At 67.5% G+C, this 10,861-nt stretch carries 9 protein-coding genes and 1 pseudogene; 7 read left to right on the top strand and 3 right to left on the bottom strand.

Annotated elements, in window-relative coordinates; translation table 11 throughout:
• The 3 genes from A9X03_RS06460 to A9X03_RS06450 all read right to left on the bottom strand — a co-directional run.
• Nucleotides 1-1,694: beta-ketoacyl synthase N-terminal-like domain-containing protein (locus A9X03_RS06460; protein WP_231975358.1), on the bottom strand; the 1,694-nt coding region annotated here is incomplete at its 3' end.
• Complete coding sequence (fadD26, locus tag A9X03_RS06455; RefSeq protein WP_067748214.1) at nucleotides 1,691-3,445, bottom strand: long-chain-fatty-acid--AMP ligase FAAL26/FadD26; 1,755 nt, start codon at nucleotides 3,443-3,445, stop codon at nucleotides 1,691-1,693. The genes fadD26 and A9X03_RS06460, both read right to left, overlap by 4 nt.
• A gap of 562 nt (nucleotides 3,446-4,007) precedes the next feature.
• The gene (locus A9X03_RS06450) at nucleotides 4,008-4,748 is read right to left on the bottom strand and encodes a thioesterase II family protein (RefSeq protein WP_067748204.1); all 741 of its coding nucleotides are present in this window, start codon (nucleotides 4,746-4,748) and stop codon (nucleotides 4,008-4,010) included.
• Between the two features lie 334 nt (nucleotides 4,749-5,082).
• On the opposite strand from A9X03_RS06450, the gene sepIVA reads away from it, so the two are divergent.
• From sepIVA to A9X03_RS06415, 7 genes and pseudogenes are all read left to right on the top strand, one after another.
• A complete protein-coding gene (gene sepIVA / locus A9X03_RS06445; protein ID WP_055405516.1) occupies nucleotides 5,083-5,820 on the top strand; it encodes a cell division protein SepIVA in 738 nt (245 codons plus the stop codon).
• Nucleotides 5,821-5,876: 56 nt separating this feature from the next.
• Nucleotides 5,877-6,461 carry a DUF177 domain-containing protein gene (locus A9X03_RS06440; RefSeq protein WP_197499236.1) on the top strand — a complete coding sequence of 195 codons (585 nt, stop codon included), beginning with the start codon at nucleotides 5,877-5,879 and terminating at the stop codon, nucleotides 6,459-6,461.
• Nucleotides 6,458-7,171, top strand: a complete 714-nt coding sequence (gene rnc / locus A9X03_RS06435; protein WP_067748202.1) for a ribonuclease III — start codon at nucleotides 6,458-6,460, stop codon at nucleotides 7,169-7,171. Before A9X03_RS06440 ends, rnc begins: the two co-directional genes overlap by 4 nt.
• 223 nt (nucleotides 7,172-7,394) lie before the next feature.
• Entirely contained in the window at nucleotides 7,395-8,255 is an 861-nt protein-coding gene (mutM, locus tag A9X03_RS06430) for a DNA-formamidopyrimidine glycosylase (RefSeq protein WP_067748200.1), read from the top strand.
• 208 nt (nucleotides 8,256-8,463) lie between these two features.
• Nucleotides 8,464-8,700 (top strand): FeoA family protein, encoded by a 237-nt coding sequence (locus tag A9X03_RS06425; RefSeq protein ID WP_067748198.1) that lies wholly within the window; start codon nucleotides 8,464-8,466, stop codon nucleotides 8,698-8,700.
• Nucleotides 8,697-10,607: a ferrous iron transporter B gene (locus A9X03_RS06420; RefSeq protein ID WP_067748196.1), complete on the top strand. Its 1,911-nt coding sequence runs from the start codon at nucleotides 8,697-8,699 to the stop codon at nucleotides 10,605-10,607. Before A9X03_RS06425 ends, A9X03_RS06420 begins: the two co-directional genes overlap by 4 nt.
• A pseudogene (locus A9X03_RS06415) lies at nucleotides 10,604-10,861 on the top strand (NifU family protein); the annotation flags it as partial. The gene A9X03_RS06420 and the pseudogene A9X03_RS06415, both read left to right, overlap by 4 nt.

Below are 10,861 nucleotides of genomic sequence, written 5' to 3'. Positions count from 1 at the left end.
ATCCACTCGGCCAGCACCGACGCCGTCGCCGCCACCCGCCGCGCCGTCTTACCCGACACCACCAACGTCGACACCCCCGGATCGGCGTCTGGCCGAACCGCCGGGGCGACGTCCTGGCCCTGCTCGATCACCACGTGCGCGTTCGTCCCGCCGAATCCGAACGAGGACACACCGGCCCGGCGCGGGTGCTCGCGGACCGGCCAACTGGTTTGAGTCCGAACGACTTTCATCCGCAACTCGTCGAACGGGATGTGCGGGTTCGGGCTTTCGAAGCGCTGGTTCGGCGGGATCTGGCCGCGCTGCACCGCGAGCACCGCCTTGATGAAGCCCGCGATGCCCGCGGCCGCCTCCGTGTGGCCGAGATTCGTCTTGATCGCGCCGATGAGCAGGGGGGCGTCCTCGGGACGTCCGCGGCCGAGCACCGTGCCGAGTGCTCGTGCTTCGATGGGGTCGCCCAATAGTGTTCCGGTGCCGTGTGTTTCGACGTAGTCGACGTCGCTGGGCTGCATCCCGGCGTTGCTGTAGGCGGCTCGCAGGACGGCCATCTGCGCCGCGGGGTTGGGGGCCATCAGCCCGTTGGACCGCCCGTCCTGGTTGATCGCCGAGCCGCAGATCACGGCCAGTACCCGGTCGCCGTCCCGCTGCGCGTCGGTCAGCCGCTTGAGCACCACGACCCCCGCGCCCTCGCCGCGGACGAACCCGTCCGCCGCTGCGTCGAACGCGCGGCACTTACCCGTCGGCGATAGGGCGCCCACCTGGTCGAAGCCGCGAAACACCGCCGGTGACAACAACAGATTCACGCCGGCGGCGATCGCCAACTGGGAGTCTTCGGTCCGAAGGCTCTGGCAGGCCAGGTGGATGGCCACCAACGACGACGAGCACGCCGTGTCGACCGCCATCGAGGGGCCGCGCAGGTCGAGGAAATACGAGAGGCGGTTCGCGATGATGCTCATCGCTCCGCCGGTGTTGCTCCAGCCGTCCACCCCGCAGAAGTCGTTCGAGGCGATGGCCCCGTATTCGCTCAGGCATGCACCGGCGAAGACCCCGGTCTGTGACCGGCGCAACGAGCTTGGCGGAATTCCCGCATGTTCCAACGCTTCCCAGGTGACTTCCAGCAGCAGGCGTTGCTGGGGGTCCATCTTGTCGGCTTCGCTCGGGGAGATCTCGAAGAACTCCGCGTCGAAGGCATCGACGTCCGGCAGGAACGATCCCCAGCGCGTCGTCCGGGCGAGCGCCGCCGCCACGTCGGGTGAGCCGGACTCGAACGGCTGCCACCGTTCAGGCGGCACCTGACCGATCGAGTAACCGCGCTCGCAGAGGAATTTCCATAACGCCTCGGGCCCGGCAATGCCGGGGAATCGGCACCCCATTCCGATGACGGCGATCGGCTCGTCGAGTGAGTTACGAGCCGGGCGCTTGAGTGTGGCGTCCGGCTCCGGCTCGGACTCGGGCGCGGTGAGGTAGGCGGCCAGAGCGTTGATGGTCGGGTTTTGCCAGAAATCCACGGGGGATACCTTCTTGCCCAACAACTCTGACAGTTCGCCGGAGAGCACCACCACCTCGCGGGAACTAACGCCGAGGTCGGCCAACGACAGGTTGGGATCGACTTCGTCAGGGGTGCAACCGATGTTGGTCACCAAGTAGTCCACTAACCAGTGGCGGAGGTCGTCTTCGCCACCGATGCCTGACGTCATACCGTCACGTCCAGCCTTATGAATCCGTCGCTTTGGTAGCGCTCGACGCATGCCGAGCGCCGAACCTTACCGCTGGTGGTGATCGGGATGGATCCCGGTGACACCAGAACGAGGTCGGCGATGCGCACGCTGTGCGACTTCGAGATCGCCGACGTGACTTCGCGTTTCACCGAACGCAGGCGCAGCAGTGCCTCTTCCTCGGACGCTCCGCGCCCCTTCAGCTCGATGATTGCGACCAGTTGCTCGGTGATGTCGTCCGGCACCGAGATGGCCGCGACCCGGCCGCCGGTGATCTCCTGGATGGTTGCCTCGATGTCGTCGGGATAATGATTGCGCCCGTCGACGATGAGCAGGTCCTTGATGCGGCCCATGATGAACATCTCGCCGTCGGCGATGACGCCCAGGTCGCCCGTCCGCAACCATGGACCCTTCGGACAGCCCGGAGCCGGGTTGACCAGTTCGGCCTGGAAAACGCGTGCCGTCTGTTCCGGCTTTCGCCAGTAGCCCAGGGCCACGTGGTCGCCGCGCACCCAGATCTCCCCGACCGTGCCCGCGGGGCTCTCGGTCATCGTCTCGGGGTTGACGATTCGCATGGCGGCGGGATCGGGTGAGCCATAACTGATGAGCTCGGTGCCGACCATCCCCTCGGTCCCGCACGGTCGGGCCCGGCCGGCGGTCAAGTGCTCATAGTCGAACCGGACCGTCTTGAGCATGGTGCCGGGTTCGGGACCCCCCACGTACAGGGTCGCTTCGGCGAGGCCATAGCAGGGCCGGACCGTCGTCGGGCGCAGGTTGAAGGGGGCGAAGCGGTCGGTGAAGCGCTTGACGGTGGCCACGTGGATTCGTTCGCTGCCGCTGACGATCGTCTGCACTTCGGCGAGGTCGAGTCCCGCCATGTCGTCATCCGATGTCCGGCGCACCGCCAGTTCGAAAGCGAAATTGGGTGCCGCGGAAAAGCACTGACCATTGGTGGCAAGCATTTTCATCCAACGGGCCGGGCGTTGCAGGAACGCCATCGGACTCATCAGCACAGCGCTGCGGTTTGTCACCAGCGGCGCACAAACTCCCAGAATCAGCCCCATGTCGTGGAACAAGGGCAGCCACGACACCAGAGAAAGGTTTGCCGGGAGGTTTTCCGGTTCACCGAAGAAGGCGTACATACATTGCGTCACATTGGTGACGACATTCTTGTGCGACACGATCACGCCGGCCGGTGTGCGCGTAGAACCGGACGTGTATTGCAGATAGCCCGCACCCGACGCGAACTGCTGAGCGGGCGGCAGTTCGCGAGTGGATTCCAGGTCCAGCAGGTCGACTTCGATGACTAGTGGCGCGGGGTGGCCGTCCTGGCCGCAGGCGTACTTGTTGACGTCGCTGACCACGGCCGACGTGGTGAGAATGGCGACCGGATTGCAATCCCGCAGTACGGAGGAGATCCGGTCGTCGTGGACCCCGTAGAGCGGTGTGGACAGCGGAACGGCGATGAACCCGGCCTGTAGCGCGCCGAAGAAGGCCGCGACGTATTCCAGTCCCTGCGGCGCCAGGATGGCCGCACGGTCTCCGGGCGAGCCGCAGAGTGACAGCTCGTCAGCAATGATGCGGGCGCGGCGGTAAACCTGGGCCCAGGTGAGGCGCTCGGCAAACCCGGCGGGGTCTTGCTCATAGTCGATGAACGTGAAGGCGGTTGCGCCGGGCTGCCGCTCGGCTCGCTCCTGCAGCAAATCGGGGATGGACGTGTCGGTAACCGGCATTTGTGGCCCTTCCAGTTCGCTGACGCCGTTCGTGACGTGCACGCATCTCGCGTGCGGCGCGAAGAGCGGCTTCCCCGGTTACCGACAACCACTCTTGTGAAGCAACCTAAGCATTCTTTGCGGACGAGACCCTCCGATTTACAAAATCAAAAAGAGATGTAGCCCACACCACAGTGCCTGTCGGGGGCTGCGCTCCTGCCGAGATCTGTCTGGCGGATCTTGCACGATATATATGTAGTACGCGCCCGTGGCGTATGGTGCACCTGTTATACGAGTGACAAATAGTGATCAGACGGGTGAGGGCGACTCGGTTTGCACCGGGCGACAGGCTTGGGTCCGTTGTAGTCCCAGCGCCCGGTTTTGACAACCCCTGGCGGTGTGGATATCCGCGGCGGGATGCGACGCCGGCTCGTGTCCTGACCGAACGGCGGGTACCCAGCGGCCGGCCCCGCCGGCATCCCCGGCCGCGGGGAGTCGCCGCCGGCAAACTCGCGGGCGAAGCGGCAGCAGGGCCGCAGGCGGTCGGCCCGATCCGCTGACTGGCCTGCGGCCGCCCGCGCAGCTATCTACTCGTGCACCGGTCGAGGACCGCTTCCTCGATGTCTTTTGCGAGCTCTGGCAAATTGTTGTTCAGGTAGAAGTGGTCACCGGGAAACACCCGAATGCGGAAATCGTCGGTAGTGCGATCGCACCAGGCCAGCATGTTCTCCTCGGCCACGATGATGTCGTTGTCCCCGACGAACGCGTAGATCGGACACGACACCTTGACTTCCGGCGGGTGGGTATAGCCCGCGATCGCCCGGACGCTTTGCAGCGTGGGCAGGATCGTCAGGGCGAATTCATCGTTGGCAAGCAGCTCGGGGTTGGTGTCGGTCACCTGGGCGACGACGTTGAGGATGTCGCGGTCGGAGCCCTGCAGCTCCTTGTAGCGGATGTGGCCGGGCGCCGCACTCGACGACACGAACAGGGCGGAGACCGGTTGCCCGGCGGACTGGAACCTCAGTGCCACCTCGAAGGCCATCAGGCCGCCCATGCTGTGGCCGAAGAAGGCCAGCGGTGCATCGGCCGGCGCGGAAGGCGCCATCATCGAATAGATTTCGTCCGCGAGCGCGGGAATGCTCGGCAGCTGGGTCAGGCCCTTGGCGCGCCCGGGATATTGGACGGCGACGCGTCTTACGTCCGCAGAGAATGCCTTGGCGAATGGAACGTAATAGCTCGCCGATCCGCCCGCATGCGGGAATATATAAAGCGTCGGCGCGGGCTGTCGCGCGTTGCCGCTATCCGGGTCCGTGGGCCTGTTCACCGCGCCACCCTATCCCGAGGTGATTCGCCGCTCGCCGGTATCGCCACGGCGATATTCGCCCGCCTCGTCGGCCTGCGCGGCGCCGGCGCAGAAGTGCTGGAACAATCGAGCTTGTGATCCGATTGTCGCCCGATTTCTGGCGCTTTTCGCCTCGAATTTCCCGCGTGCCGGGGAGCGTGGGCGCCGCGACGCCGGGTGGCCGCGGGCAGCTGCCCGGGCGGATGGGGCCGGGGCGGTCAAATGTCCGACACACCGGCCCGCCACCGCTGTCACAAGGGCAACACCAGGCACACTGGTAACAACAGGATTTTGCAGACGCCAGGAGGATATGGCCGTGTACCGAGTCTTTGAAGCGCTCGACGAACTGAGCGCCATCGTTGAAGAAGCGCGCGGCGTTCCGATGACGGCCGGCTGCGTGGTGCCCCGCGGTGACGTGCTGGAACTGATCGACGACATCAAGGATGCGATCCCTGGCGAGCTTGACGACGCCCAGGACGTCCTCGACGCGCGTGACTCGATGTTGCAGGACGCCAAGTCGCACGCCGAATCCATGGTGTCCTCGGCGACCACCGAGTCGGAGTCGATGCTCAACCACGCCCGCGCGGAGGCCGACCGGCTGTTGTCGGACGCAAAATCGCAGGCCGACCGCATGGTGAGCGAGGCGCGCCAGCACAGCGAGCGGATGGTCGGTGAGGCGCGCGAGGAGGCGATGCGCATCGCCACCGCGGCGAAACGCGAGTACGAGGCCAGCGTCGGCCGCGCCCAGGCCGAGGCCGACCGGCTGCTGGAGAACGGCAACATCTCCTACGAGAAGGCCGTTCAAGAGGGCATTAAGGAGCAGCAGCGCCTGGTGTCGCAGAACAGCGTGGTAGAGGCCGCCAACGCCGAGGCCACCCGTCTGATCGACTCGGCGCACGCCGAGGCCGACCGGCTGCGCGGTGAATGCGACATCTACGTCGACAACAAGCTCGCCGAGTTCGAGGAATTCCTCAATGGCACGCTGCGCTCCGTCGGGCGCGGACGTCACCAGCTCCGGACGGCGGCGGGCACGCACGACTACGCGGTGCGCTGACGCCTGCGGGAGGCCGTGCCCTGGCATTATGCGGCGCGCGCCGTAGGATTTCTCCTATGACGCGGCAGCACAGCACCACCTCCCAGCGCCGTCTGAGCTCGCCGATGTCGATCGACATCACCAAGCTTGGGCGACGCCCGGGAGCGATGGTGACTTTGCGCAAGAGCGTGCCCAGCCCGTCGCGCATCGGGCTGGACATGATCGCCATCGCACAGGACGCGCCGTTGGATCTGGACCTGCAAATTCAGTCCGTCTCCGAGGGCGTCTTGGTGACCGGGACGGTGGACGCCCCCACGGTCGGCGAATGCTCCCGGTGCCTGACCCCGGTCAACGGTCGGGTGCAGGTCAGCCTGACCGAGCTGTTCGCCTATCCCGACAGCACGACGGAGGCGACCACCGAGGAGGACGAGGTCGGTCACATCGTCGACGACACCGTCGACCTCGAGCAGTCGATCGTCGACGCCGTGGGGCTGGAGCTGCCGTTCGCGCCCCTGTGCACGCCCGACTGCCCCGGGCTGTGTCCTGAATGCGGGATCGCGCTCGCGGCCGAGCCCGGCCATCGGCACGACCGCATCGACCCGCGGTGGGCCAAGCTGGCCGGCCTGTTTCCCGAGCCCGACGCGCCGCGGGGTGAGCAATGACGTCACGCCAGGAACTGCTCGACGCGCTCGGGGTCGAGCTCCCCGACGAGCTGCTCTCGCTCGCGTTGACGCATCGCAGCTATGCCTACGAGCACGGCGGCCTGCCCACCAACGAACGTCTGGAATTTCTCGGCGACGCCGTGCTGGGTCTGACCATCACCGACGAGCTCTACCACCGCCACCCCGACCGCTCGGAGGGCGACCTGGCCAAGCTGCGGGCCAGCGTCGTCAACACCCAGGCACTGGCCGACGTCGCCCGCAAGCTGTCCCCGGACGGCCTGGGCGTTCACCTGTTTCTCGGGCGCGGGGAGGCCAACACCGGCGGCGCCGACAAGTCGAGCATTCTGGCCGACGGGATGGAATCGCTGCTGGGCGCCATCTATCTGCAGCACGGGATCGACACCGCGCGCGAGGTCATCCTGCGGCTGTTCGGCGGGCTGCTGGACGCCGCGCCCACGCTGGGGGCCGGGCTGGATTGGAAAACCAGCCTGCAGGAGCTGACCGCCGCTCGCGGCATGGGCGCGCCGTCCTACGTCGTCACCTCCACCGGCCCGGACCACGACAAGGAGTTCACCGCGGTCGTCGTCGTGATGGACACCGAGTACGGGTCCGGGGTGGGGCGCTCCAAGAAGGAGGCCGAGCAGAAGGCCGCGGCGGCCACCTGGAAAGCGCTCGACGAGCTGGACCCGGCCGACAAAACGTCCGTCTAGATCGATGGTGATGACCCGCTTCGCCCGGCTTCGCCGCGCTTGCGATCATCACTTGGGCCGATGGTGATGACCCGCTTCGCCCGGCTTCGCCGCGCTTGCGATCATCACTAGGGCCGGTGGTGATGACCCGCTTCGCCCAGCTTCGCCGCGCTTGCGATCATCACTTGGGCCGGTGGTGATGACCCGCTTCGCCCGGCTTCGCCGCGCTTGCGATCATCACTAGGTGCCCGAGCTACCCGAAGTCGAGGTGGTGCGCCGCGGCTTGCAGGCCTGGGTCGTCGGCAAAACGATCACGGCCGTTCGGGTGCATCACCCGCGCGCGGTGCGCCGCCACGAGGCCGGCCCCGCCGACCTCACCGCCCGGCTGCTCGACGCGCGCATCACCGGCACCGATCGGCGCGGCAAGTACCTGTGGCTGCTGCTCGACGGCCCGGGGGACCCGGACACGGCCCTGGTGGTGCACCTCGGCATGAGCGGGCAGATGCTGCTGGGGCAGGTGCCGCGCGCCGACCACGTGCGCATCTCGGCCCTGCTCGACGACGGGACCGTGCTGAGCTTCGCCGACCAACGCACCTTCGGCGGCTGGATGCTCGCCGACCTGGTGAGCGTCGACGGCAGCGCCGTTCCGGCGCCCGTCGCACACCTGGCCCGCGACCCGCTGGACCCGCTTTTCGACCGCGACGCCGTCGTGAACGTCTTGCGGCGCAAGCACTCCGAGATCAAGCGGCAGCTCCTGGATCAGACCGTCGTGTCGGGCATCGGCAACATCTACGCCGACGAGGCGCTATGGCGGGCGAAGGTCAACGGGGCCCGGATCGCGGCGACCTTGAGCCGCCGCCGCCTGGGCGCAATCCTGGACGCGGCGGCGGACGTGATGCGCGACGCGCTGGCCCAGGGCGGAACGTCGTTCGACTCGCTGTACATCAACGTCAACGGCGAATCCGGCTACTTCGACCGGTCGCTGGACGCATATGGCCGCGAAGGGCAGAACTGCCGGCGCTGCGGCGCGGTGATACGCCGGGAGAAGTTCATGAACCGGTCGTCGTTCTACTGCCCGAGATGTCAGCCGCGCCCCCGCCTTTGAGCGTGCGAGCAGGGCTTTGAGTGTGCGCCCACGGCGGCGACACGCCGACGGACGTCACCCGGGGCGCACACTCGATGGGCGCCGGCCCGACGTTTGCAAGAAAGGTGAGGTTATCCTCACCTCGCGTCGTTATCCTGGGTGGCATGGTGAACCGATGGAGTCGGGTCGGCTAGTGCGGAGCTCACTTCGTGGATCGGGTTCGCCGACCGTGCTGGCTCAGCTCGCGCCGGGCCAGCGGGCGACCATCCTGGGCGTGGCGCCGGCGGCGTCTCCCGTGGTGGCGGGGCGACTGCGGCAGCTTGGCTTCCGGCCGGCGTCGGACGTCGAGGTCATCCGGCGTGCGCCGATGGGCGACCCGACCATCTACCGCGTCCAAGACACCGAGCTGTGCCTGCGCCGCCGCGAGGCGCGGCTGATCCAAGTCGACCCGGGGAGCGTCGCATGACGTCCTGCCACGAGGAAGGCGCCGCGGTCGCGGTTGCCGGTGCGGCGCGGGTCGCGCTGGTGGGCAGCCCCAACGCGGGCAAGACGTCGGTGTTCAACCACCTCACCGGGCTACGCGCCAAGACCGGCAACTATCCGGGCGTCACCGTGGGTCGCAGGGTCGGCATCGCGAAGATGGACGGCGTCGAGATCGCCGTCGAGGATCTGCCCGGCACCTACAGCTTGCAGCCCATCAGCCCGGACGAACAGGTAGTGGCCGACCTGCTGGCCGGCAACGTCGCCGAAGCCGGCCGTCCCGACGCGATCGTGCTGGTGGCCGACGCCACCACGCTGCACCGCTCGATCACGCTGGTGGCCCAGGTGATGCGGCTCGACGTCCCGTGCCTGTTGGCGCTGACCATGACCGACGAGTTGACCGCGCGCGGCGGCCGCATCGACGTCGGCGCCTTGTCGACGGCGCTGGGCATCCCGGTGCTCCCGGTCATCGCGCACCGCGGCGGGGGCATCGACAGCCTGCGCGCCCAACTGGTGTCCTTCGACCGGTGGCAGCGTCCCCCGATTCTGCCGCCGGGTGACGACGACGCCGTCGACGCCTGGGGCAAGTCGGTGCTGCGTGCCGCCGAATACGTTGCGCCGCAGCCGGATCAGCGCACGCGCGGCATCGACAGGATCGTGCTGCACCCGCTGTGGGGAACCGTCATCTTCTTCGCGGTGATGTTCTGCTTCTTCCAGGTCGTCTTCACCGTCGCCGCGCCCCTGCAGGACCGCGTCAGCCAGGGCCTCGGCTGGCTCGGCACGCTGGTCAGCGACCACGTCGGCAACTATGTGGTGCGGGGTCTGCTCGGCCAGGGACTCATCGGCGGCGTGGGGACGGTGCTCCAGTTCATCCCGCAGATCGTGTTGCTGTTCTTGCTGATCGCGCTGCTGGAGAACGTCGGCTACATGGCGCGAGCGGCATTCCTGATGGACCGGGTGATGGCCACGACGGGTCTGGAGGGTCGCGCCTTCGTCGCGATGCTCTCTTCGTTCGCCTGCGCCATCCCGGGGATCATGGCCACCCGGACGCTGCCGTCGTCGCGCGACCGGATCGCCACCATCATCACGGCGCCGTTGATGACCTGCTCCGCCCGGCTCCCCGTCTTCACCCTGCTGGTGGGGCTGCTGGTCTCGCCGCAGACCCAATGGTGGGGGTTCAGCGCGCAGGGTGTGGCGATGTTCTTGCTATATCTGTGTGGGGGCACCTCGGCCCTGATCGCGGCGTCGTTGTTCAAGTCGACGATCCTGCGCAGCGATCTGCTCCCGTTCACGATGGAGCTGCCCCCGTATCGTTTCCCATCGCCCAAGAACGTGCTCATCACCATGTGGGATTCGGCGAAGGTGTTCCTGCGCAAGGCCGGAACCATCATCCTGGGCACCTCGGTGGTGCTCTGGGTGCTGCTCAATCTTCCGGCGCGCCAAGCGGAGACCGCGCACATGTCGCCGACGGAGACCACCGCCTACGTGATGGACCACAGCTACGCCGCCGACGTCGGAAAGGCGATCGGGCCGGTGTTCAAGCCGCTCGGTTTCGATTGGCACATCAACGTCGCCCTGCTCGGTTCCTTCTCGGCGCGTGAGGTTTTCGTGTCCACCCTCGGCCAGGTGTCGGCGGCGACGAGTCCCGACGACCCGCATGAGGCCCTGGTCACGATGGCCGACGACGACGGCCACAAGGTGTTCACCGCCCCTACCGTCATCGCGCTGATGGTGTACTTCATCTTCGCGCTGCAGTGCATGTCCACCGTCGCGGTGATGCGCCGCGAGACAAACTCGTGGCGGTGGCCCGCGTTCGCGTGGTCCTACATGTTCGTCCTCGCCTGGACGATGGCGTTTGCGGCCCGCTCGATCGCGGTCGGAGTGGGCGCATGATTCCGATCCACGCCACCGCGACCGCGGACCCGCGTCAGCTGCGCTGGGTGGTCCCGCCCGACCGGCTGCCGGCGCGCGGCGCGGTCAGGGGCGCCCCCGGCCGGCTGGGCGCCCTGCTGGGCAGCGGGGTGATCACCGGGCTCGTGGTGGGCGCCGGGGACATCCTGATCACGATCGGCGCCGGCAGCAGCTGGCGTGAACTGGGAGACGACGTCCGCGAGGCGCTCGGCGAGGCGCTGCTGGACCCTCAGGGC

Source organism: Mycobacterium sp. E1715 (assembly GCF_001667625.1).
Taxonomy (GTDB): domain Bacteria; phylum Actinomycetota; class Actinomycetes; order Mycobacteriales; family Mycobacteriaceae; genus Mycobacterium.
The sequence above is the reverse complement of the archived record's forward strand: the minus strand, read 5'-3'. Positions and strand labels throughout refer to the sequence as shown.